The organism is Amycolatopsis palatopharyngis (assembly GCF_003385185.1).
Lineage (GTDB): Bacteria > Actinomycetota > Actinomycetes > Mycobacteriales > Pseudonocardiaceae > Amycolatopsis > Amycolatopsis palatopharyngis.
Genome location: NZ_PQHZ01000032.1, coordinates 46,928 through 70,091, shown reverse-complemented (window position 1 = coordinate 70,091; position 23,164 = coordinate 46,928). Strand labels below are relative to the sequence as shown.

General features: G+C 68.9%; 24 protein-coding genes. 20 read left to right on the top strand and 4 right to left on the bottom strand.

Going from position 1 to position 23,164, the window contains the following annotated elements:
* Positions 1-62: 62 nt before the first annotated feature.
* Both steA and D0C15_RS22565 read left to right on the top strand, forming a co-directional pair.
* A complete protein-coding gene (gene steA, locus D0C15_RS22570) occupies positions 63-1,247 on the top strand; it encodes a putative cytokinetic ring protein SteA (protein ID WP_116048944.1) in 1,185 nt (394 codons plus the stop codon).
* A complete protein-coding gene (locus D0C15_RS22565) occupies positions 1,244-2,191 on the top strand; it encodes a copper transporter (RefSeq protein WP_116048941.1) in 948 nt (315 codons plus the stop codon). The genes steA and D0C15_RS22565 overlap by 4 nt, the downstream gene beginning before the upstream one ends.
* A gap of 104 nt (positions 2,192-2,295) precedes the next feature.
* Here the strand turns inward: D0C15_RS22565 and aroA are convergent, their stop codons facing one another.
* Positions 2,296-3,603 carry a 3-phosphoshikimate 1-carboxyvinyltransferase gene (aroA, locus tag D0C15_RS22560; protein ID WP_116048939.1) on the bottom strand — a complete coding sequence of 436 codons (1,308 nt, stop codon included), beginning with the start codon at positions 3,601-3,603 and terminating at the stop codon, positions 2,296-2,298.
* A 159-nt stretch (positions 3,604-3,762) separates the two neighbouring features.
* Here aroA and D0C15_RS22555 point away from each other — a divergent pair, with 159 nt between their 5' ends.
* The gene (locus D0C15_RS22555; protein WP_116048936.1) at positions 3,763-5,463 is read left to right on the top strand and encodes a CTP synthase; all 1,701 of its coding nucleotides are present in this window, start codon (positions 3,763-3,765) and stop codon (positions 5,461-5,463) included.
* Positions 5,464-5,480: 17 nt separating this feature from the next.
* On the top strand, positions 5,481-6,104 hold the full coding sequence (locus D0C15_RS22550; protein WP_116048993.1) for an NUDIX domain-containing protein: 624 nt from the start codon (positions 5,481-5,483) through the stop codon (positions 6,102-6,104).
* 85 nt (positions 6,105-6,189) lie between these two features.
* Here D0C15_RS22550 and D0C15_RS22545 read toward each other — a convergent pair whose 3' ends face one another.
* The gene (locus D0C15_RS22545) at positions 6,190-6,693 is read right to left on the bottom strand and encodes a DUF1707 domain-containing protein (RefSeq protein ID WP_116048933.1); all 504 of its coding nucleotides are present in this window, start codon (positions 6,691-6,693) and stop codon (positions 6,190-6,192) included.
* Positions 6,694-6,754: 61 nt separating this feature from the next.
* Here D0C15_RS22545 and xerD point away from each other — a divergent pair, with 61 nt between their 5' ends.
* From xerD to D0C15_RS22505, 6 genes are all read left to right on the top strand, one after another.
* Complete coding sequence (xerD, locus tag D0C15_RS22540) at positions 6,755-7,690, top strand: site-specific tyrosine recombinase XerD (RefSeq protein WP_116048931.1); 936 nt, start codon at positions 6,755-6,757, stop codon at positions 7,688-7,690.
* Positions 7,691-7,830: 140 nt separating this feature from the next.
* Positions 7,831-8,811 carry a ParA family protein gene (locus D0C15_RS22535; protein ID WP_116048928.1) on the top strand — a complete coding sequence of 327 codons (981 nt, stop codon included), beginning with the start codon at positions 7,831-7,833 and terminating at the stop codon, positions 8,809-8,811.
* Entirely contained in the window at positions 8,808-9,308 is a 501-nt protein-coding gene (locus tag D0C15_RS22525) for a cobyrinic acid a,c-diamide synthase (protein WP_170161356.1), read from the top strand. Before D0C15_RS22535 ends, D0C15_RS22525 begins: the two co-directional genes overlap by 4 nt.
* Positions 9,309-9,310: 2 nt before the next feature.
* Positions 9,311-10,246, top strand: a complete 936-nt coding sequence (locus D0C15_RS22520) for a segregation and condensation protein A (protein ID WP_211323300.1) — start codon at positions 9,311-9,313, stop codon at positions 10,244-10,246.
* Positions 10,247-10,386: 140 nt separating this feature from the next.
* On the top strand, positions 10,387-11,130 hold the full coding sequence (gene scpB, locus D0C15_RS22510; protein WP_116048985.1) for an SMC-Scp complex subunit ScpB: 744 nt from the start codon (positions 10,387-10,389) through the stop codon (positions 11,128-11,130).
* A complete protein-coding gene (locus tag D0C15_RS22505) occupies positions 11,120-11,872 on the top strand; it encodes a pseudouridine synthase (RefSeq protein ID WP_116048926.1) in 753 nt (250 codons plus the stop codon). The genes scpB and D0C15_RS22505 overlap by 11 nt, the downstream gene beginning before the upstream one ends.
* Positions 11,873-11,954: 82 nt before the next feature.
* Here the strand turns inward: D0C15_RS22505 and D0C15_RS22500 are convergent, their stop codons facing one another.
* A complete protein-coding gene (locus D0C15_RS22500; RefSeq protein WP_116048922.1) occupies positions 11,955-13,136 on the bottom strand; it encodes a cation:proton antiporter in 1,182 nt (393 codons plus the stop codon).
* 6 nt (positions 13,137-13,142) lie between these two features.
* Positions 13,143-13,625: a cation:proton antiporter regulatory subunit gene (locus tag D0C15_RS22495; RefSeq protein WP_162830199.1), complete on the bottom strand. Its 483-nt coding sequence runs from the start codon at positions 13,623-13,625 to the stop codon at positions 13,143-13,145.
* 189 nt (positions 13,626-13,814) lie between these two features.
* Here D0C15_RS22495 and mbhE point away from each other — a divergent pair, with 189 nt between their 5' ends.
* The 10 genes from mbhE to der all read left to right on the top strand — a co-directional run bounded on the left by mbhE (position 13,815) and on the right by der (position 22,832).
* Positions 13,815-16,151, top strand: a complete 2,337-nt coding sequence (mbhE, locus tag D0C15_RS22490; protein ID WP_116048916.1) for a hydrogen gas-evolving membrane-bound hydrogenase subunit E — start codon at positions 13,815-13,817, stop codon at positions 16,149-16,151.
* A complete protein-coding gene (locus D0C15_RS22485; protein WP_116048914.1) occupies positions 16,148-16,726 on the top strand; it encodes an MnhB domain-containing protein in 579 nt (192 codons plus the stop codon). Before mbhE ends, D0C15_RS22485 begins: the two co-directional genes overlap by 4 nt.
* Entirely contained in the window at positions 16,723-17,160 is a 438-nt protein-coding gene (locus tag D0C15_RS22480) for a Na(+)/H(+) antiporter subunit C (protein WP_116048912.1), read from the top strand. The genes D0C15_RS22485 and D0C15_RS22480 overlap by 4 nt, the downstream gene beginning before the upstream one ends.
* Positions 17,157-18,692 (top strand): Na+/H+ antiporter subunit D, encoded by a 1,536-nt coding sequence (locus tag D0C15_RS22475; RefSeq protein ID WP_116048909.1) that lies wholly within the window; start codon positions 17,157-17,159, stop codon positions 18,690-18,692. Before D0C15_RS22480 ends, D0C15_RS22475 begins: the two co-directional genes overlap by 4 nt.
* Positions 18,689-19,270, top strand: coding sequence for a Na+/H+ antiporter subunit E (locus D0C15_RS22470; RefSeq protein ID WP_116048907.1), 582 nt, complete (start codon positions 18,689-18,691; stop codon positions 19,268-19,270). Before D0C15_RS22475 ends, D0C15_RS22470 begins: the two co-directional genes overlap by 4 nt.
* Positions 19,267-19,533 carry an MrpF/PhaF family protein gene (locus D0C15_RS22465; protein WP_116048904.1) on the top strand — a complete coding sequence of 89 codons (267 nt, stop codon included), beginning with the start codon at positions 19,267-19,269 and terminating at the stop codon, positions 19,531-19,533. Before D0C15_RS22470 ends, D0C15_RS22465 begins: the two co-directional genes overlap by 4 nt.
* A complete protein-coding gene (mnhG, locus tag D0C15_RS22460) occupies positions 19,530-19,886 on the top strand; it encodes a monovalent cation/H(+) antiporter subunit G (RefSeq protein WP_211323299.1) in 357 nt (118 codons plus the stop codon). The genes D0C15_RS22465 and mnhG overlap by 4 nt, the downstream gene beginning before the upstream one ends.
* A 135-nt stretch (positions 19,887-20,021) precedes the next feature.
* Complete coding sequence (gene cmk / locus D0C15_RS22455) at positions 20,022-20,723, top strand: (d)CMP kinase (protein ID WP_116048901.1); 702 nt, start codon at positions 20,022-20,024, stop codon at positions 20,721-20,723.
* Positions 20,724-20,725: 2 nt separating this feature from the next.
* Positions 20,726-21,430, top strand: a complete 705-nt coding sequence (locus tag D0C15_RS22450) for a lysophospholipid acyltransferase family protein (RefSeq protein ID WP_425455412.1) — start codon at positions 20,726-20,728, stop codon at positions 21,428-21,430.
* Positions 21,417-22,832 carry a ribosome biogenesis GTPase Der gene (der, locus tag D0C15_RS22445; protein ID WP_116048899.1) on the top strand — a complete coding sequence of 472 codons (1,416 nt, stop codon included), beginning with the start codon at positions 21,417-21,419 and terminating at the stop codon, positions 22,830-22,832. Before D0C15_RS22450 ends, der begins: the two co-directional genes overlap by 14 nt.
* Positions 22,833-23,164: the final 332 nt, after the last annotated feature.

Genomic DNA, 23,164 nt, shown 5'->3' with positions numbered 1-23,164 from the left:
AACCCGGTTCGCTACGGCGTGGCGGACGCGTCAGCGGGTGTCCATTTGTCACCATCGGTTCCATGAAGCTCACCGGCCTGCTCACGCGGAACAACGAGACGCTGCCCGGGATCACCGGTGTCGCGCGTGTCGATCGGCGTACCCGCGAACTGTTGCGCAGGGTCGGCCCCGGCGACATCGTCGTGCTCGATCAGGTCGACCTGGACCGCTCGACGGCGGACGCACTGGTCGGCGCGGAGGTCGCCGCCGTGGTGAACGCCTCTCCCTCGATCTCCGGCCGGTACCCGAATCTGGGGCCGGAGATTCTCGTCAGCGCGGGCGTCCCGCTCATCGACAGCGTCGGTGGCGAGGTGATGCGCACCGTCAAGGACGGCAGCAGGCTGCGGGTGCACGAGGGCGCGGTATTCGTCGGTGACCGTCAGGTGGCCTCGGGCACCGTGCAGACGCAGGAGAGCGTCGCGGACCAGATGATCGAGGCAAAGGCCGGGATGTCGACCCAGCTGGAAGCCTTCTCCGCGAACACCATCGAGTTTCTCCGCAGGGAACGCACACTGATCCTCGACGGCGTCGGTGTGCCGGAGGTCAAGGTGCCCGTCCGGGACCGCCACGTGCTGGTCGTCGCCTCGGGCAAGGGGCACCTGGAGGATCTGCGCGCGCTGAAGAAGTACATCGGCGAGCACCGGCCCGTGCTGGTCGGCGTCGATGCGGGAGCCGACACCCTGCTCGCCACGGGCTACGTACCCGACATCATCGTGGGAGACCCGCTGGGCATCCAGGCCGAGACGCTGAAGTCCGGGGGAGAGGTCGTGGTTCCGGCCCAGCCGGACGGCCACGCTCCTGGCGTGGCACGGATCCAGGACCTCGGAATCGGCGCTGTCACCTTCCCGGCCTCCGGCAACTCCGAGGACCTCGCGTTGCTGATCGCGGACGCGCATGACGCCGCACTGGTGGTGACCGTCGGTTTCCAGGCGACGCTGCAGGAGTTCCTGGACCATGGCAGGTCCGGTTCGAACCCTTCGACCTTCCTGACGCGACTGAAGCTGGGTACCAAACTCGTCGACGGCAAGGCCGTGGCGACGTTGCATCGCAGCCGCGTCTCCATCGGCGCGATCATGCTGCTGGTGCTGGCCACCCTCGTCGTGGTCGCGGCCGCGTTGCTCGTCTCCGACGTCGGCAGTGTGTACGTCGGCTGGGCCGAGGACACCTGGAACTCGTTCACAAGCTGGGTCAAGGGGCTTTTCACGTGATTTCACTGCGCTACCACATCGTGTCCATCGCGGCGGCGTTCCTCGCACTCGCGATCGGGGTCGTCCTGGGTTCCACAGCGCTCAACGGTTCCCTGCTGTCCGGGCTGTCCAACGAGAAGAGTCAGCTGGCGACCCAGGTGTCCGATCTGGAGGCCGAGCGCAACGAGTTGAACGCACGCCTCTCCGACGCCGATGCCTTCGCCGGTTCGGTCGGACCGAAGGTGGTGGCCGGCGCACTCGACAAGCGTTCGGTGGTGCTGGTGACCACCGAGGACGCGGCCCCCGCCGACCGGGACGCGGTCAAGCAACTGATCGCGGACGCGGGCGCTTCGGTGACCGGTGAGGTCCAGCTGACGGAGGCGTTCAGCGACCCCGACCGTGCCGACCAGCTGCGCGAGGTGGCGACACGGTTGCAGCCTGCCGGCGCACAGTTTCCGACGGCCGGTGACCCCGGCACACTCGCGGGAGCGTTGACCGGGTCCGTCCTGTTGCTGGACAAGGACTCCGCGAAGCCGCAGTCCTCTCCGGACGAACTGGCCGCCGCGCTCAGCGGACTGGCCGACGGCGGCTTCATCAAGCCGGCGCAGGACGTCCGGCCCGCTCAACTCGCCGTGGTCCTCACCGGGGGTGAGGAGACCGGAAACGGTGCGGGCGACCGTGCGGCCACCGTGGGACGCTTCGCTGCCCAGCTGGATCGCTCCGGCGCGGGGACGGTGCTCGCTGGTGTGCCCGGTTCGGCGAAGGGGACCGGTCCCATCGGTGTGGTGCGGGCGGACACCGCGGCCACGTCGATCCTGTCCACGGTGGACAACGTGGGCTCCTCGGCCGGCCGCATCGCGACGGTACTCGCGCTCCGCGAGCAGCTGGAGGGCAAGTCGGGTCGTTACGGTGTCGCCGGCAACGCGCAGGGGCCGGCACCCGGCGTGAACCAGGAAGGCAGCTAGACCTCACCGCGGCCTCGCACTTTCCCGGGAAAGTGCGAGGCCGGAAACTCTCAGTCCCAGGTCACGGTCGTGCCCTCTCGCACTTTCCCGGGAAAGCGCGAGCGCTAGTCCCCCGGGCGGCCGACCAGTTGCTCCCAGGCACGGACGAAGCCAGGGAACGTTTTGGCGACCGTGGCGGGGTTCTCCACCTCGATTCCGGGCACTCGCAGGCCCAGCAGCGCGCCCGTCATCACCAGGCGGTGGTCGTCATAGGTGTGGAACGTGCCGGAACGCAGCGGCGCGGGAACGATGCGCAGGCCGTCCTCGGTTTCGGTGACGTTGCCTCCCAGCGCTCCCAGTTCGGTCGCCAGTGCGGCGAGCCGGTCTGTTTCGTGACCACGCAGGTGTGCCACTCCCGAGATGACCGAGGGCCGGTCGGCGAAACACAGCACGGCGGCCACGGCCGGGGTCAGCTCGCCGACCTCGTGCAGGTCCAGGTCGGCACCGCGGACCTCACCGCTTCCGGTGACGGTCAGTCCGTCGTCGCCGAGCACCGCGCTGCCGCCGAGTTCGCCGACCAAGCTGCGCAACCAGTCACCCGGCTGGGTGGTCTCGCCCGGCCAGCCCGCGACGCGCACCGTCCCCCCGGTGAGCAACGGCGCGAGGACGAACGGCGCCGCGGTGGAGAGGTCGGGCTCCACCGTGTAGTCCGGACAGGCCAGCGGTGCGGGTGGCACGTGGAAGCTCGTCCCTGAGCGCTCGGGCCGCGCTCCGAACCGGCGCAGCATGTCCAGGGTCATGGCGATATGCGGTTCACTTGGCGGTGCGCCACCGACCAGGCGGACCGTGACGCCGTGCTCGGTCGCCGGTGCGACGAGCAGCAGGGCGGAGAGGAACTGGCTGGAGGCTGACGAGTCCAGGTCCACTGTGCCGCCAGGAAGCCCGCCCCTGCCGTGTACGACGAACGGTGGCGCTCCGCGGCCGTCGTCGTCGATCTCAGCGCCCAGTTCGGCCAGTGCACGCAGGAGCGGGCCGACGGGCCTGCGCCGGATCGCCTCGTCGCCGTCGAACCGGACGGCCCGCGCGCCGAGCGCGGCCAGTGCCGGGGTGAAGCGCGCGACCGTACCCGCGTTGCCCATCGACACATCGACCGTGTCGCTGACGGTGCTCGAACCACGCGTGACCGGGTGCACGCGAACTCCGTCCGGAACGTGCTCGCAGCGGGCGCCCAGTGCGGTGAGCGCGTCGAGCATCAGGCGCGCGTCGCGGGATTCCAGCGGCTCCCGGACCAGCGTCGGGCCCGCGGACAGGGCGGCGAGAACGAAGGCCCTGTTGGTGATGGACTTCGATCCCGGGACCCGGATGCCGGCGTCGACCGGGGCGGCGGCCACCGGCGCTGTCCAGGAGTTCTGCTGCGTGCTCGGCTCGGACACTGTGCTCGCTTTCGTCAGTGATCGGTCGTGGCGGGTGCCGCGCCGGGGCGTCGGAAGGGCTGCGGCCGACCCTCGCACACGACGCTCGGCACGACACCATCGAACTATGAAGGTGAGCCTGGCGAGCGGCCGGGGCACCGTGAGATAAGGTGGAAGCCCGTGGGACTTCAGCCGCGGACAACTAAGTACGTTTTCGTCACCGGAGGCGTCGCCTCCTCTCTGGGTAAGGGGCTGACGGCGTCCAGCCTTGGTCAGCTCCTGACCGCACGTGGACTTCGGGTCACGATGCAAAAACTCGATCCATATCTCAATGTGGATCCGGGAACCATGAACCCGTTCCAGCACGGCGAGGTCTTCGTGACCGAAGACGGAGCTGAGACCGATCTGGACATCGGTCACTATGAGCGTTTCCTCGACCGCAACCTGTCAGGTTCGGCAAATGTGACCACCGGGCAGGTGTACTCCGAAGTCATCGCCAAGGAACGTCGCGGCGAGTATCTCGGTGACACGGTCCAGGTGATCCCGCACATCACCGACGAGATCAAGTCGCGGATCATGGCCGTCGCGGATTCCGACGGGACCGGCCTGCAACCGGACGTCGTGATCACGGAGGTCGGCGGGACGGTCGGTGACATCGAGTCACTGCCGTTCCTCGAGGCCTGCAGGCAGGTTCGGCACGATGTCGGCCGGGACAACTGCTTCTTCCTGCACGTCTCGCTGGTGCCGTACCTCGCGCCCTCGGGCGAGTTGAAGACGAAGCCGACCCAGCACTCCGTCGCGGCACTGCGCAATATCGGTATCCAGCCGGATGCCCTGGTCTGTCGCGCCGATCGGGACCTTCCCGAGGATCTGAAGCGCAAGATCGGGCTGATGTGCGATGTGGACACCGAGGCCGTCGTCGCATGTCCGGACGCACCGTCCATCTACGACATCCCGAAGGTGCTGCATCGTGAAGCGCTGGACGCTTATGTGGTGCGCCGCCTCGGCCTGCCGTTCCGGGACGTCGACTGGACGGTGTGGGGAGATCTGCTCGACCGGGTGCACAACCCGGCCGAGACGGTCCGGGTGGCCGTCGTGGGCAAGTACATCGATCTGCCGGATGCTTACCTGTCGGTGACAGAGGCTCTGCGTGCCGGCGGCTTCGCCCACCGGGCGAAGGTGGAGATCGTCTGGGTGCCCTCGGACGAGGCAACCACCCCGGCGGGCGCGTCGGCCGTACTGTCCGATGTGGATGGGATTCTCGTACCCGGCGGGTTCGGTGTGCGGGGTATCGAGGGCAAGGTCGGTGCGATCACCTTCGCCAGGACCAGGGGGATCCCCGTACTGGGTCTGTGCCTCGGTCTGCAGTGCATGGTGATCGACGTAGCCCGAAATCTCGCCGGCCTTGCGGACGCGAACTCCGCCGAGTTCGGTGAGGAGACCGCCGCCCCGGTGATCTCGACGATGGCCGACCAGCGCGACGTCGTCGCGGGCGAGCGGGACATGGGCGGGACGATGCGCCTCGGCGCCTACCCGGCCAAGTTGACGCCCAACTCGCAGGTCGCGCTGGCCTACGGGTCGCGGGAGGTGTCCGAGCGGCACCGTCACCGCTACGAGGTGAACAACGCCTACCGCAAGCAGCTCGCGGCGGCCGGACTGGTCTTCTCCGGTACCTCACCGGATGACCGGCTGGTCGAGTTCGTCGAGCTGCCCAAGGACAAGCACCCGTTCTTCGTCGGCACACAGGCGCACCCGGAGCTCAAGAGCAGGCCGACCAAACCGCATCCGCTGTTCAGCGCGTTCATCAAGGCGGTGGTCGGCTACCGCACCGCCGACCGCCTTCCGGTGGAGCTGCCGGAGACCTCGGTGGCGGCGAAGTGAGCACGCCTGGTCGGGCGGTGAGCGAACCGGGCTCGCACGACTTCCGCGTTGTCTCCAGTGAGGACGTCCACATCGGACGAGTCATCGGTCTACGGGTGGACGAGGTGGCGATGCCCGGTGACGGTACGGCGCGCCGGGAGGTCGTGGAGCACCTCGGTGCGGTCGGTATCGCGGCCGTGGACGAGGCCGGTGACATCACCCTGATCCACCAGTACCGGCACCCGATCGGGCGCAGGCTGTGGGAGCTGCCTGCCGGACTCCTCGACGGTATCGGCGAGAGCCCGGTGGCGGCCGCGGCCAGGGAGCTGGCGGAGGAGGCCGGCCTGGCCGCGGGGCGCTGGGAAACCCTGGTGGACGTCGCGGCCTCGCCCGGCTTCACCGACGAGGTCATCCGGGTGTTTCTCGCCCGCGACCTGTGCGAGGTGCACCGGGATGTGCTCGGCGAGGAGGAGGCCGATCTGGTCATCCGGAAGGTGCCGCTGGCCGAGGCGGTACGGATGGCGCTGGCAGGCGAACTCGTCAACGGGGCGACGGTGGGCGGTGTACTCGCAGCGCATGCCGTCCTGACCGGCGCGGCCGTCGCCCGGCCTGCCGACGCCCCGTGGCAGGACCGGCCGTCGGCATTCGCCAGCCGCCGCTGACCGGTCACCGTCGCTCGGGCCGGCGTTGTGACGTCCCCAACGTGGCATTGGGGACGTTGGAGTTCCCCAATGCCACATTGGGGAACTAATCGTGCAGCTGCCTGCCGTGTGGGTCTCGGCCGCCGTTGACCAGCAGCAGGATGCCGTCGACCAGCGGCCAGATCGCGCCGATGCCGAAGGTGAAGAGTGTGACCAGCAGTTGCGCGATCGCCATCCCCGTGTGCCCGGTGTAGAACCGGCCGACCCCGAACGGCAGGACGATCTGCAGGACGCCGGCCACGATTTTGGACTTGTCCGAGACCACCGCGGGCTGAGTACCCGGCCGGTAGGCGGGCGGCGCCGCGTACGGCTGCCGCACGGGAGCCTGCGGTGGCGGTGGCCGCAGGAACGACGGCACGGGCGCAGGCAGATCGTCGAACAGGGCTCGCAGGTCAGCGCGGTTCTTCGCCTCGAAGGACGCGCTGACCCGGCTCTCGTACTCTTCGGTGGACAGGCGTCCCTGCGCGAAGTGCTCGCCGAGAATGCGGCCGGCCTCTTCCCGCTCCGCGGTGCCGACACGGAGAGACTCGGGATCCAGGGGACTCGACATCCCTTCACGTTACCGAAGTCACCACCACCCATCCGGGCGTTCCGGTGCCTAGAGTGTCCACATGAGTCGTGCTGGTGGCACCGCGGTGGCCAGAGTGGTCGCCGCGTACCTCGATCACCTCGTGGTCGAACGCGGCACCTCACGCAACACCCTCGACAGCTATGCCCGCGACCTGCGCCGATACTCCGCCCATCTGGAGCGCTCTGGGGTCACGGACTTCACCGCCGTGACCCCGGCACACGTGACAGCGTTCGGTGCCGCGTTGCGCGAGGGCGATGAGGAACACCAGCCGCTGGCCGCTTCGTCCGCCGCGCGTGCGCTGGTCGCGGTCCGGGGACTGCATCGTTTCGCCCAGGCGGACGGGATCACCGAACTCGATCCCGCGCGCGAGGTGCGACCCCCGACCGCCGCGAAGCGGCTGCCGAAGGCGCTTGCGGTCCAGGACGTCCTCCGGCTGCTCGACATGCCGCCCGCCGAGGGCGAGCGGGCGCTGCGGGACCGGGCACTGCTGGAGCTGTTGTACTCCACAGGCGCGCGGATCTCCGAGGCCGTCGGACTCGATCTCGACGACATCGACGACGGTGAACGCACCGTTCTGCTCGACGGGAAGGGTGGAAAGCAGCGGCTCGTGCCCATCGGCAGGCCCGCCGTCGAAGCGCTGGACGCCTACCTGGTCCGGGCACGGCCGACGCTCGTGGGGCGCGGCAGGGGCACGGCCGCGGTGTTCCTGAACTCCCGCGGCGGCAGATTGTCCAGGCAGAGCGCGTGGCAGGTCCTCAAGACCACCGCCGAACGCGCCGGAATCGCCGCATCGGTCTCCCCGCACACCCTGCGGCACTCCTTCGCGACGCATCTGCTGGAGGGTGGCGCCGATGTGCGGGTGGTGCAGGAGCTGCTCGGGCACGCCTCCGTCACGACCACTCAGGTGTACACGCTCGTCACCGTGAACACTCTGCGTGAGATTTACGCCGTCGCGCATCCCCGGGCACTCGGCTGAGGGACACCGTCACAGGACGGGAAAAGTACTGGCCCAGCACGCGGCGAGCCGCTTTGCCGCGCCGCGACGTGCCCGAATAGGCTGCGCTGGTCCGTGCACGTATTCGGCAAGACCACGGCCGAACGAGGAGCTTTTCCCCGATGTCGACTTCCCACCAACCGGCGGCGCCCGCGCACGCGGGCCCCGACCCGTTGAACATCGCGACCGAATCCGGCGGCGATCCGGGGGAGTCGGCCGCGCCCGCCCGCAAGCGCAAGCGCAAGCGCCGCGGCGACCGGGATGACGGCACGCCGAAGGTGGGGCCGACCGGGCGCCCCGTCCGCGAGATTCCGGAGCCGCCCCCGTTGGAGCGCCACGGGCCTGCGCGCGTCATGGCGATGTGCAACCAGAAGGGCGGGGTGGGCAAAACCACCTCCACGATCAATCTTGGCGCCGCGCTCGCCGAGTACGGCAGGCGCGTGCTGCTGGTGGACTTCGATCCGCAGGGCGCGCTCTCCGTGGGGCTCGGGATCCAGCCCCACGAACTGGACCAGACGGTCTACAACGTGATCATGGAACGTTCGGTCGACATCGTCGATGTCGTTCGCTCGACCTCGGTGGCCAACGTCGATCTGCTGCCCAGTAACATCGATCTGTCCGCAGCCGAGGTTCAACTGGTGGCCGAGGTGGGCCGTGAGCACACGTTGTTGAGGGTGCTGCGACCCGTGATGGATCACTACGACTATGTTCTGGTCGACTGTCAGCCATCACTCGGGTTGCTCACCGTCAACGCGCTGACCGCAGCCGACGGGGTGATCATCCCGCTGGAGTGTGAGTTCTTCAGTCTGCGTGGTGTCGCGTTGCTGATCGACACCATCGAGAAAGTGCGCGAACGGCTCAACCCCAAACTTGATATCACCGGGATTCTCGCCACCATGTTCGATCCGAGAACCCTGCATTCGAAGGAGGTCATGGCGCGCGTGGTGGAGGCATTCGGTGAGACCGTGTTCGACACGGTCATCAACCGCACCGTCCGGTTCCCCGAGACAACGGTGGCCGGCGAGCCGATCACTCGGTGGGCACCCAAATCGGCGGGTGCGGTGGCATACCGCACGCTGGCCCGTGAGGTGATTCGCCGGTGAGCAGACGTGCTTCCCTGCCCGGCGCGTCGGAGCTCTTCCGCCGGACGAGCAGCCCTGCGCTCGACCAGTCCGACTTGGCTCATCGGTCCTTAAAGGACGGTTCGCGAGGTCGCCCGGAAAGCGGTAACGGTAGCCACAGCGGCGGCAACGTCGATGGCAATGGTCATGGCAGCGACAATGGCAGTGCGGGTGGCGGCGACAGCCGTGCCCGGGACCAGCTGGCGAACTCCGCCGCGGCCCGTCGAGGGACCGGACGCCAGAAGCACGACGCCAAGATCACCGTCTACGTCTCCGGTGACGAGCTGGTCGCGATGGAGCAGGCCAGGCTGACCCTGCGCGCGAGTCACGATCTGGCTGTGGATCGTGGCCGGCTGGTCCGGGAGGCGGTCGCGGTGCTGCTCGCCGATTTCGACCAGCACGGCGAGGATTCGGTGCTGGTACGGCGGCTACGTGACGGTGGTGTCGAGTCCCAGGCCGAGGAAGCCACCAGGCACTGAGAATGGCGAGTGAACCTGCCGAAGGGACGCATGCCGCCCCCGAGGCGGAGCGCACCGGATCCTCGGAACAGCCGGCAGAGCCGGACCAGTTGGTGGACCTGCCGCAGGAGATCACCGTGCCGGCGGAGGAGAAGTCCGCAGCACGGTTCAAGGTCAAGCTGGCCAATTTCGAGGGCCCGTTCGACCTGTTGCTGCAGCTGATCTCCCAGCACCAACTGGACGTCACCGAGGTCGCGCTGCATACCGTCACCGACGACTTCATCGCCTACACGCGGGCCCTGGGCGCGGAGTGGGATCTGGACGAGACGACCGAGTTCCTGGTGATCGCGGCTACCTTGCTCGATCTCAAGGCCGCTCGGCTGCTGCCCTCCGCCGAGGTGGAGGACGAGGACGATCTGGCGCTGCTGGAGGCACGGGACCTGCTGTTCGCCAGGGTGCTGCAGTACCGGGCGTACAAGCAGGTTGCCGCGCTGTTCGCCGAACTCGAGGCCGGTGCGCTGCGCCGGTACCCAAGGTCGGTCGCGTTGGAGGAACGGTATCTGGGGCTGTTGCCGGAAGTGATGCTCGGCGTCGACCCGGCGAAGTTTGCCGAGATCGCACTGGCGGTGTTCCGGCCGAAGCCACCGCCTACGGTGTCGTTGGACCACCTGCACGCGGGCAAGGTTTCGGTACGTGAGCATGCCGCTGTGCTGCGCCTCCGGCTGGCCGAGTCGGGACAGGCGACCTTCACCCAGCTGGTGTCGGACTGCGAGCACACCATCGAGGTGGTGGCTCGTTTCCTCGCGCTGCTCGACCTCTACCGTGAGGCCAGCGTGTCGTTCGAGCAGACCGAGGCGCTGGACGAACTACACGTGCGATGGATCGGCGGATCGTTCGACGAGGCGTCGGCCGCGGCCGACGAGGACCGCACGCGCGTTGATGACGAGGAGTATGGGTGAGCGAGCCGGATGCGGAAGGTGAGCGGGGCGGAAGCCGTCCGGTGAGCGAGCTGTACGCGGAGCGAGGTACGAGCGAGACCGCGACTGAAGCCGACGCCGACGCCGACGCCGACGCCAGAGCCGTAACCGAAGCCGGCGCCGTGGCCGACGCCGGCGAAGCTGAGGCCGGCGCGTTCGCTCAGGACGAGCCGGTCCGGGACGAGTCCGTCGAGGCCGGGGACGCCGGAGCAGCACCTGCCGGCGCCGAGGAGGAGCAGATCCTCGACGACGGGCAGCCTCTCGGCGACGGTCAGACCGACGACGAGCTGGTCGCGCTTGCCCAGCCCGACTCACGACCCGACGTGCTCGATGACGCGATCCTGGAGTCCGCACTGGAGGCTCTGCTGCTCGTGGTGGACTCGCCCGCGAGCGAGGAGTCATTGGCCGACGCTGTCGAGCAGCCGGCGCGGCGGGTCACCGAGACATTGCGCTCGATGGCGACGCGGTTCACCGAGCGGGGCAGCGGGATCGACCTGCGCCGGGTCGGCGAGGGCTGGCGGTTCTACACCAGGGACACCTATGCCCCGTTCGTGGAGAAATTGCTGCTGGACGGTCAGCGGTCGAAGCTGACCAGGGCCGCACTGGAGACGCTCGCGGTGATCGCCTACCGCCAGCCGGTCACCAGGGCGCGGGTGGCCGCTGTGCGCGGTGTCAACGTCGACGGTGTCATCCGGACGTTGCTCGCGCGTGGCTTGATCGAGGAGACCGGTACCGACTCCGAGACCGGTGGCACCCTGTATGTCACCACCGAACTGTTCCTCGAGCGCCTGGGTCTGTCGTCCCTGACGGATCTGCCCGCCATCGCCCCCCTGCTGCCGGAAGTGGATACGATCGATGACATCTAGTGAAGCCGAGGGCGTTCGCCTGCAGAAGGTTCTCTCCAAGGCGGGAATCGCTTCGCGGCGGGCGGCCGAGGACCTGATCGCACAGGGCCGCGTCACCGTGGACGGCGAGACCGTCCGCGAGTTCGGCCGCAGGGTCGATCCCGACAACGCCGTCATTCACGTGGACGGCACCAGGGTGATCCTGCGCGACGACCTGGTACACCTGGCGATGAACAAACCGCGCGGTGTGCACAGCACGATGGTCGACGACCAGGGCAGGCCCTGCGTCGGCGACTTCGTTCGCGCCAAGCTCCAGGACCGTGCCCTGGGGATCTTCCACGTTGGCAGGCTGGACGCCGATACCGAGGGTCTGCTGCTGCTGACCAACGACGGCGATCTGGCGCACCGGCTCATGCATCCTTCCTTCGAGGTCCGTAAGACCTACCTCGCGGAGGTCGATGGCACGGTGCCACGGGGACTGGGCAAGCGGCTGCGCGCGGGGGTGGAGCTGGAGGACGGCCCGGTGAAGGTCGACGAGTTCCGGGTCAAGGACACCCAGGCGGGCCGCACGCTTGTGGAGATCGTGCTGCATGAGGGTCGCAAGCACGTCGTGCGCAGGCTGCTCGCCGAGGTGGGTCACCCTGTCCAGAAACTCGTGCGCACCGCGGTGGGCGATGTCCAGCTGGGCAGCCCGAAGCCGGGAAACCTCCGTCCGCTCACCAAAGCCGAGGTCGGCTCGCTGTACCGCGCAGTGGGACTCTGACCGGAACTGCCAACTCGGGCCACGGGAACTGCCAACTCCGGCCCGGGAACTGCAAAGTCGGGCCCGGGAACTGCAAAGTCGGTTAGGTGGGGGTGTTGGCTAGTTGGCGGGCCTGCAGGGTGCGGGCCACCGGTTCGACGACGCGGGCCGCGACGGGGCCGAGGGCCGCCATCAGTAGCACGTAGGCGGTCGCGAGCGCCGCCAGTCTGCCCTCGACGGCGCCCGCGGAGACGGCGAGCCCGGCGATGATGATCGAGAACTCGCCTCTGGCCACGAGGGCGGCGCCGGCTCTCGCCCTGCCGAGTCTGCCGATTCCCTGTCTGCGGGCCGCCCACCAGCCGGTGCCGATCTTGGTGAACGTGGTGACCACGGCGAGTGCGATCGCCGCGCCGAGGACCGGCGGGATGGCCGCGGGATCGGTGTTCAGCCCGAACACGACGAAGAAGATCGCGGCGAACAGGTCCCGCAACGGTTCGAGCAGGCGGGTCGCGTTATGCGCGGTGGAGCCGGAGATCGCGATTCCGAGCAGGAACGCGCCGACCGCCGCGGACACCTGCATGGCCGAGGCCACGCCCGCGACCAGCAGTGCGGTGCCGAGCAGCTTGAGCAGGAACACCTCGCGGTCCTCGCTGTCCACCACGGCCGAGACGTAGCGCCCGTACTTGAGCGCGATCACCAGCACCACGGTGATGACGGCGAGGGAGATGCCGACGGCCTGCAGCCCGCCGAGGAAACTGATCCCACCGAGGACCGCGGTCAGGATCGGCAGGTAGAGCGCCATCACCAGGTCCTCGAAGACGAGGATGGAAAGTACGACGGGTGTTTCCCGGTTCCCGAGCCTGCCGAGGTCGCCGAGGACCTTCGCGATGATTCCCGAGGACGAGATGTAGGTGATGCCGCCCATCACCAGCGCGCCGACCGCGCCCCAGCCGAGCAGGAGGGCCACCGCGGCGCCGGGCGCGGCGTTGAGCACGATGTCGACCAGCCCGGCCGTCCAGGACCGCTTCATCCCGGTGACCAGTTCGGCCGCGGAGTACTCCAGGCCGAGCAGCAGCAGGAGCAGCACGACACCGATCTCGCTGGCGAGGGAGGTGAAGCCGTCGATGCCGGTGAGCGGGATCAGCCCGCCCTGACCGAAGCAGAGTCCGCCGATCAGATACAGCGGAATCGGGGACATGCCTATCTTGCCCGCGAGACGGCCGAGCACACCGAGCACGAAAAAGACCGCGCCGAGCTCGATCAGCTCCAGTGCTGTGTGGGGCACCGGCCCTCAGCCCTGGTTGAGGATCTTGAGCGCGGAAGCGAGGCCCTCCGACGTCCCAACGGCGACGAGTACGTCGCCGGAGGTGAAGGTGAAGTCGGGTGCGGGCGACGGGCTGACCTGTCCCGCGCGCATCACCGCGACGACCGACACTCCCGTGCGGGTCCGCATGGTGGTGTCGGCGAGGGTCCGGCCGTCGAACGGGGATCCGGAGCGGATCGGCAACTGCTTGGTGTGGATACCGGCGATCTCGCGGTGCTCCTCGGTCAGCTGTGCCACGAGCTGCGGAGCCCCGAGGAGGTTGGCCAGTGCGCCTGCCTCTTCGGCCTCGAGCGGCAGCGAGGCAAGGCAGGCGTCCGGGTCGTCCGACTTGGACACGATCAGCTCGATCTGGCCGTCCCTGTGGGTGACGACGCCGACTCGGCGACCGTTTCGGATAGCGAAATCCTTACGAACACCGATCCCAGGCAACGGCGTTACTTCGACGTTCACTTTTCCACGGTAGCTCATCAGCCGAGCCGCTCCTGCTCGCTCCCGCCGCGTCGCTTGTGTCACTTTCCGGGTAGGTGGGTACTCCTCCGGTTCGAACCGGGCCCTGGCTGGTGGGCGAACCGCGCGCACCGTCGGGCCCGGTTGCCCGTGATACCGGCACTGGCTGAGCGGAAACGGTGGTGAGCCCGCATGTTGATCGCCATCGCGGCACACCTCGTGGTGGCCGCGGTGTTGCCGGTCGTGGCTCGCTACCGGGGCAGGGCGGTGTTCGCCGTCGCCGCGCTGGTCCCGGCCGCGACGCTGGTGCTCGTCCTGACCCGTGCCGGGGGAGTGCTCGACGGCCGGCCGGTGACCGAGTCGCTGGCCTGGGCCCCGGCCATCGGCCTTGAGTTCACCGTGCGGCTCGATGCCCTGTCCCTGCTGATGATCGTGCTGGTCTCCGGTGTCGGCGCGCTGGTGCTGGCCTACTACGTGACCTACGCGAAGGGGGAGCACGGAGCCGGTCGTGAGGCCACCGTGTTGCTGGTGTTCGCCGGGGCGATGCTCGGGCTGGTCGTCGCCGACGACGTGCTGTCGTTCTACGTGTTCTGGGAGCTGACCACGGTCTGCTCGTTCCTGCTCGTCGGTGGGGACGGGGCGACGAGAGCGCTGCGGCGATCGGCGACACAGGCACTGCTCGTCACGACGTTCGGCGGACTGGCGATGCTGCTCGGACTGATCCTGCTGGGCGACGCAGCCGGAACCTTCCGCATCTCCGAGATCGTCGCGGACCCGCCAAGTGGTGCCGTGGTGAACGTGGCCGTGCTGCTGATCCTGCTCGGGGCGTTCACCAAGTCCGCCCAGGTGCCGTTCCATCCGTGGTTGCCCGCGGCGATGGTCGCACCCACACCGGTGAGCGCCTATCTGCACGCGGCGGCGATGGTCAAGGCAGGCGTCTACCTGGTGGCCCGGTTCGCGCCCGCCTTCGCCGCACTGCCGGCCTGGTGGGTGCCGGTCGTGGTGGTCGGGCTGTGCAGCATGGTGCTCGGCGGTGTCCAGGCGATGCGCCAGCACGACCTCAAGGAGCTGCTCGCCTTCGGCACGATCAGCCAGCTCGGCTTCCTGATCGTGCTGGTCGGCGTGGGCACTCACACCGCGGCGGTCGCCGGCGCGGCGATGGTGCTGGCACACGGACTGTTCAAGTCGGCGCTGTTCCTCAGCGCGGGAGTGATCGACAAACGGGCGGGGACAAGGGACATCAGGCAACTGTCGGGCCTCGGCAGGCGATGGCCCTTGCTCGCCGTGCTGGTGACACTCGCCGCGGCCTCGATGGCCGGAGTCCCGCCCCTGCTGGGATACGTCGGCAAGGAGGCCGCCCTCGAGGCGTTCGCCCACGGCAGCGTCCGGGACGTGCTGATCCTCATCGGCCTAGTGCTCGGCTCGCTGTTCACCGTCGCCTACAGCCTGCGGTTCGTCCTCGGTGCCTTCGGTACGAAGCGCGGAGTCGATCCCGTGGAGGCCCGCAGACCGGAGTGGGGTTTCACGACGCCGGTACTGCTGCCGGTCGCGGCCTCGCTCGGTTTCGGTCTCGCCGTGGGCTGGGTGGGAAAGGTGGCCTCCGGCTACGCCGAGGCATATCCAGCGGGTCCAGAGCCGTATCACCTCGCGCTGTGGCACGGCGTATCCCTGCCGCTGCTGCTCTCGGCACTCGTGCTCGGCGGTGGGTACCTGATCTACGCGCGCTTCCCCGGCTGGGATCGGCAGCTGCTGCCAACGACACTGGACGCCCAGCTCGGTTACCGGGCCGTGGTCTCCGCGCTCGACCGGACCGCGCACGGCGTGACCGGCCGGGTGCAAACCGGTTCGCTGCCCGCCTACCTGGGGATCATCCTCGTCACGGTGATCGTCCTGCCGAGCGCGGGGCTGTTCGCCGGTGTGGTCTGGCCCGCGGGTATGGGCTGGTGGGACTCCTGGCTGCAGCTGCCACTCGCCGCGGCGGTACTCGCCGCGGCGGTGACCGTGCCGCTGGCCCGCCGCAGGCTGACCGCGGTGTTGCTCACCGGCATGGTCGGCTACGGGATCGGCGGGCTGTTCGTCGTGTACGGGGGCGTGGACCTCGCATTGGCCCAGTTCCTGGTGGAGTCGCTCAGCCTGGTGATCTTCGTGCTGGTGTTGCGCAGGCTCCCGCCTTCGTTCACCCACGGCCGCAAGCCCGACCCGAGCAGGCGCTGGCTGAAGGGGGCTGTGGCCGTATGCGGCGGATTGTTCGTCGCACTCGTCGCGGTGCTGTTCTCCACGGTCCGTGAGCGCCCGCTGGAGGCGAGCCGTGAGTACATCGCGAGGGCTATGCCCGAGGCGGGTGCGCACAACGTCGTCAACGCGATCCTCGTCGACTTCCGGGCGCTGGACACCGTCGGGGAGATCACCGTCCTGCTGGTGACCGCGACCGGCGTCGCGAGCCTCGGTCTCGCCGCGCATACGAGGCGCAGGAGGCACGTCCCCGAGGCCGAGGGCGAGTCCCAGCAGGAGGAGGACATACGGGCATGAATCAGGACGCGGGCACCCCGGGGCAACGCGGGCTGTGGGGAGATTGGGACCAGCCGGAACAACGGTGGCTGCTGGCCTGCCAGACCCACCGCGGCTGGCGCCGATCGCTGCTGCTCGAGGTGAGTGTCCGCATCCTGTTCCCCACGGTGCTGGTCGTCTCGGTCTACCTGCTGTTCGCGGGGCATCACGACGCGGGAGGCGGGTTCTCCGGCGGTCTCGTGGCCGGCCTCGCCTTCGTGCTCCGGTACGTCGCCGGAGGTAGCGAGGAGCTGGCCGCCGCGATCCGGATCAGCCCGCCCGTGGTGATGGGCGGTGGCCTGACCCTCGCGGTCCTCACGGCGCTGGTGCCGGCGATGTTCGGTGAACCCGTCCTGTCCAGTGCCATCTGGGTCGCGCACCCTCCCGTGCTCGGCGAGATCGAACTCCCCAGCAGTGTGATCTTCGACCTCGGGATCTACCTGCTGGTCACGGGCGCGGTCCTGGAACTGCTGCGCACCCTCGGCGCGGGCATCGAGACCCGGGAACTCGAGGAGCAGGTACGCGAGACCCGGCACGGCGAGGAGGGGACACAGTGACGATCAACATCATCATGGCCGCCGTGATCGCCGTGCTGTACTCGGTGGGCTTCTACCTGATCATGCAGCGCTCGCTGATGCGGGTGGTGCTCGGTCTCGTGATCCTCGGGCACGGCACGAACCTGTTCCTCCAGGTCGCGGGCGGTCCGTCCGGTGCACCGGCGTTCGTCGGCTCCGCCGCCCCTGCGGACATGGCCGATCCGTTACCCCAGGCGCTCGCACTGACGGCCATCGTCATCACCTTCGGCACCACCACGTTCCTGCTCGCGCTCGCCTACCGGTCCTGGGTGCTGCGTGGGCACGACCAGGTCCAGGACGACCTCGAGGACCGCCGGATCGGGAACATGGTGGAGGACTGGGGCAACGAACCGGACGAACCCGAGGGAGCCGGCGAGACCGCGAGCGGACCGGCGACGCGCGGGGGGCATTCATGACGATGCTCGTCGCCCTGCCGGTCCTGCTGCCGTTGCTGGCCGCGGGGCTGTCCATTGTCGCGGGACGCTCCCAGGTGGTGCAGCGGGTGCTCGGTGTTTCGGTACTGGCCGCGGTCGCGACCGTCGCCGCCGTGCTGCTGGTCCTCGCCGACGGTGATGGCCCACTCGTGCTGCAGGTCGGCGGGCACGCGCCGCCGTTCGGCATCGTGCTGGTCGCGGACCGGCTCGCGGCGCTGCTGCTGCTCGTGTCCACAGTGGTCATGCTGGCGGTGCTGATCTTCGCCATCGGGCAGGGAATCACCGAGGGCAGGCCGCAGATCCGGTCGCTGCCGTTCCATCCGATGTATCTGGTGCTGTGCTCGGGTGTCGCTCTCGCCTACCTCACCGGCGACCTGTTCAACCTGTTCGTCGCCTTCGAGATGATGCTGACCGCCTCATACGTGCTGATCACCCAGCGGACCAACGCCAAACGGGTCCAGGCGGGTATGACGTACGTGATCGTCAGCCTCACGTCGTCCATGTTGTTCGTCACGCTGATCGCCCTGGTCTACGCCGCGACGGGGACGGTGAATCTCGCCGATCTCTCGGTCAAGATGCAGGAACTCCCGTCCGGGGTGCGGACCAGCCTCGGGCTGCTCGCCGTGGTGGTCTTCGGTATCAAGTCCGCGCTCGTGCCGCTGCACTTCTGGCTTCCGGACAGCTATCCGACCGCGCCCGCGCCGATCACCGCCGTGTTCGCCGGCCTGCTGACGAAGGTGGGCGTGTACGCGCTGGTCCGCACCCAGACGCTCGTATTCGACAGTGCCTCGAGCTGGACGCCGCTGCTGGCTCTGGCGCTGCTCACCATGCTGGTGGGAGCACTGGGCGCGATCGCGCAGAACGACATCAACCGCCTGCTGTCGTTCCTGCTGGTCAGCCACATCGGCTACATGCTCTTCGGGCTTGCGCTGTTCACCGTGGCCGGCCTGACGGGACTGATCCTGTACGTGGTGCACCACATCATCGTGCAGACCACCTTGTTCCTGATCAGTGGTGTGGTGACGAGACGGACGGGCACGGTGTCCATTCGTGACATGTCCGGTGTCGCCACGGCCTATCCACTGGTCGCGGCGTTGTTCGCGGTGCCGGCGCTGAGCCTGGCCGGGATCCCGCCGTTCTCCGGGTTCGTGGCAAAGGTGACGTTGCTGCAGGCCGGAGCGCAGGTCGCGACGCCGATGGCCTATGTCGTCACGGCCTGTGCGGTCCTGACCAGCCTGCTGACGCTGTACGCCATGGGCAAGGTCTGGGTGGGCGCGTTCTGGGGCAGGACACGCGAGCCGTTTCCCGACCCGGACCCGAGCGACCAGGTGACCGTCGGCACCGCCGCGACGTCCTGGCCGATGTTGCTGTCCGCCGGCGGTCTCGTGGCTGCCGGGGTGGCGATCGCGGTTCTGGCCGGGCCGCTGTCGGGAGTGGGGGAGCGGGCCGCGGTGGACCTGCTCGACGGCGGTCCGTACCGCGTGGCGGTGCTCGGCGCGGGAGGTGTGCGGTGAAGCAGCGGTTCTCGCCGGCACTGCTGGTCTGGTTGTTCGTCGTCTGGGTGCTGCTGTGGGGTTCCACGAGTCCGGTCGTCGTGCTGTTCGGCGCGATCGTCGCGGTCACCACCCTGCTGCTGTTCCCGCTACCCACCCGTTCCGGGGTCTTCGCCCGGCCGCTGCGGTTGCTCGCGCTCGTGGGCTACATGGCGTGGGATCTGCTGACCTCGGCGGTGCGCGGGAGCTGGGAGGTCCTGCGGTTCGGCAGGAAGACGTGCTCGGCGGTGTTCGCGGTACCGATCCTCGCCGAGGCCGACCACGTGATCGTCGCTTCGGCCAACCTCGTGTCCCTCACACCGGACACGTTCGTGCTGCAGATCGACCGGCAGGGCGGAATTTTCTACGTGTACCTGCTGGGAGCGCGCTCGGAGGACGCCCTGGACCGTGCCTACCACCAGGTGGTCGACCTGCAGGTGCGGGTGCTCAAGGCGCTCGGCGACGCGTCCGAGATACGTGACCTGCGGACGCGCGCCGACCGGGCGCACCGCGCGCGGGACCGGAGGTCCGCGGCACCGACCTCGGAGGAGGCACCATGACCGTCGTCTTCGCGATCACGTTCGGACTGCTCTCGGCTGCGGGGGTGCTCGTCGTGCTGCGACTGGCGCGCGGGCCGCGCACCCTGGACCGGATTCTCGCGCTGGACGTGCTGCTCGTGCTCATCATCGCCGGGGTCGCCGTCGGTATCGCCAGTTCACAGCGCGGGTTCAACACAGCGTTGCTGATCACGGTGGCCCTGCTGGCCTTCGTCGGCTCGATCGCCGCGATCCGGCTGGTCGAGCGCTGGGAGGAGTACCAATGATCGTCCGAGATGTACTCGCCGCGGTCTTCCTACTGGCGGGAGCGCTGTTCTGCCTCATCGGCGCGCTCGGGGTGCTGCGCTTCCCTGACGTGCCCACCCGGCTGCAGGCCGCGACGAAACCGCAGACCGTCGGACTGCTGCTGATCCTGGCCGGCGCCGCGGTGCGGGTGAAACCGGAGTATGCGGCGGGAATCGCACTCGTGGCGATCTTCCAGGTGATGACGGCGCCGGTTCTGGCACAGTTGTTCGGCCGGGCCGCGTACCGCACGGGAGCGATCGACCGGTCCGTGCTGCGCTTCGACGAACTCGACGAACGGCTGCGTGCCGAACAGCGTCGATCGGGCACCGACTGACGCCCGGCCGTCACCGCCAGGCAGAATGGACTGCCGCGGACGATGTGCCGCGAGCAGGCGAGCAGGTCCCAGGCCTGCGGACAGACACAGGTGACACGGCAAGGAGAGCGGTCGGTGGCGGGAGCCCTACGCGGAGTGGTCGCACTGGACGGGCCTTCGGGAACCGGAAAGACCACGGTGGCACGCACCCTCGCCACGCGCCTGAACTCAGGCTATCTGGACACCGGGTCCATGTACCGGATCGTCACCCTCGCCGTGCTTCGGGCCGGAGTGGATCCTGCCGACCCGGCCGCGGTCGCCGCGGTGGCGGACACCGCCCGGCTGGGTGTGGGAACTTCCCCGGAGCGGCCGTCCGCGCTGCTCGACGGGGAGGACGTCGGCACCGGCATCCGTCTCGCCGACGTCACCGGCGCGGTGTCGGCAGTGTCCTCGGTGCCGCGAGTGCGTGAACTGCTCGTCGCCGAGCAGCGCCGGATCATCGCCGACGTCGTCGCCGAGGTCGGCGGCATCGTGGTGGAGGGCAGGGACATCGGCACGGTCGTGGTTCCGGACGCCGAACTCAAGGTCTACCTGACCGCCTCCGCGGAGATCCGTGCCGCCCGGCGCAGTGCGCAGGACTCCGCGGCGGGCCGGGAGGTCACCGTGGCCGCGGCCCGCGCCTCGGTGGATCGCCGGGACCGCCTCGACTCCACCCGTGCGGCGTCACCGCTGCGCGCGGCGGGGGACGCCGTGGAGGTGGACACCTCCGAGCTGAGTATCGATCAGGTGATCGTGGCGCTGAGCGAGTTGGCCAGCAGGCGTGGCCTGCTGCGAGGTGCCGCGGAGAGCACCTCGTGACGATCGACCCGGCACCCGTGCCCGCCGGCGTCGTCGCCGAGTTGCCGGAGGGCTCCTCGCGCCGGCTGCACGACCTGGGCAGGCGGATCGCGCGTCATGTGGTCCGGCCGGCCTTCCGCCTGCGCGCGCGGGGCCTGGAGCGGGTGCCGCGAAGCGGGCCGCTTGTGCTGATCGCGAATCACAGCACGATGATCGAACCGCAGCTGATCTTTGGAATGTTGCCGCGCCGTTCAGTGTTCCTGGTCAAGGAGGAACTTTTTCGTGGTGGCCTCGGCTGGTTCCTGCACCGGATCGGCCAGGTGCCGATCCGGCGCGGTGTCGCGGACCGCGCGCCACTGCTGACCGCGGTCGCGGTACTGCGCGGTGGCGGTGTCGTCGGGGTGTTTCCCGAGGGCAGCCGCGGCGCGGGTGACGTGGCCAGCGCCGAACGCGGCGCCGCCTGGCTGGTACGCACGTCGGGGGCGGTCGTGTTGCCGGTGGCGACACGGGGCACACTGCGCCCGGAGGGGACGCGACGCCGGTTCCGTCCGGTGGTGGACCTGCTGGTGGGAGAGCCGTTCACCGTGCGGGTGGGACGCGGAAGGGCAGGCCTCGAGGAGGCCACCGAGCGGTTGCGCACGGAACTGGCCTGCCTCGTGCACACGCTTGACGACGAGCGCGAGCGTGAATCGCGCGCGATGGGAAAGAGAAAGCATGACCGAGGTTGATGGCTCGTGGTCCGACGAGTCCGAGTTCACCGAACTCGACAAGCAGATCGACGCGGACACCGACGCCGAGGAGACCCAGCTGGCGCAGCCGGTGCTCGCCGTCGTCGGCAGGCCGAACGTCGGTAAGTCCACACTGGTCAATCGCATCCTGGGGCGCAGGGAAGCGGTCGTCCAGGACGTCCCGGGGGTGACCAGGGACCGGGTGGCCTACGACGCGTTGTGGAGCGGCAGGCGGTTCACCGTCGTGGACACCGGTGGCTGGGAACCAGGCGCGACCGGGTTGCAGGGAGCGGTCGCCGCACAGGCGGAGATGGCCATGAACACCGCCGACGCCGTGCTGGTCGTCGTCGACGCCACGGTCGGAGCGACGACGACGGACGAGGCCGTCGCCCGGGTGCTGCGGCGCTCGAAGCGGCCCGTGCTGCTGGCGGCGAACAAGGTCGACGACGATCGGCTGCTCGCCGACACGGCATCGCTGTGGTCGCTCGGGCTCGGGGAGCCGCATGCGGTCAGCGCGTTGCACGGCCGCAGCTCCGGGGACCTGCTCGACGCGATCGTCTCCGCACTGCCCGAGGCGCCGCGCGACGGCGATCGGGCCGCGGGCCCGCGCCGCGTCGCGCTGGTCGGCAAGCCCAACGTCGGCAAGTCCAGCCTGCTGAACAAGCTGGCCGGGGAGCAGCGCTCCGTGGTCGACGAGGTCGCGGGCACCACGGTGGACCCGGTGGACTCGCTGGTCGACCTGGATGGGGAGACCTGGCGTTTCGTCGATACCGCGGGCCTGCGCAAGCGGGTGCAGACCGCCAGTGGCGCCGAGTACTACGCCTCGTTGCGGACCAAGACCGCCATCGACGCGGCCGAGGTGGTCATCGTCCTGCTCGATTCGAGCGAACCACTGTCCGAACAGGACTTGCGCGTGTTGACCATGGTGGTGGAGGCGGGACGCGCTTGCGTGCTGGCCTTCAACAAGTGGGACCTCGTGGACGAGGAACGCAGGTACCAGATGGTGCGCGAACTCGAGCGCGGTCTGGTCCGTGTGCCGTGGGCGGAGCGGGTGAACATCTCCGCGCTGACGGGACGGTCGGTGCGCAAGCTCGCGCCCGCTCTGCGGACCGCGCTGTCGTCTTGGGACCAGCGGGTGCCGACCGGGCAGCTGAACGGCTGGCTCGCCGATCTGATCGCCGCTACTCCACCCCCGGTGCGCGGCGGCAAGCAGCCGAAGGTCCTCTTCGCGACGCAGGCGGGTATCCGCCCACCGACGCTGGTGCTGTTCGCGACCGGCTTCCTCGAGTCGGGCTACCGTCGATTCATCGAGCGCAAGTTCCGCGAGCGCTTCGGCTTCGATGGCAGCCCGGTCCGTATCAACGTCCGCGTCCGCGAAAAGAAGCCCAAGAAGACCCGCTGACGTCCGGCGCTCTCCTGCGGGACCAGCCCTCCCGCACCACGTTGGTACGTCTGCAAGTACGCCCAAGCAAGATCGACAACGTCCATAACCGCTACCAAGCCAGGTGCGTGAAGGGCGGCTTGGTAGCGGTTAGCGACGGAGTTGATCTTGCTTGGTGGTACTTGCAGACGCCCCATCTCTGGGGGTGAGGTCCGACACTCATTCGAGATCCGGGCGAAACCGTTCGTTCACCTGGCGTATTGTGGATCACCGTTACGGGACGCCTCATCGCCTGCGGACCGGCCCGGGTAACTACGACCTACTCCGTGAGGGTGAGTGATGGGCTACCAGAC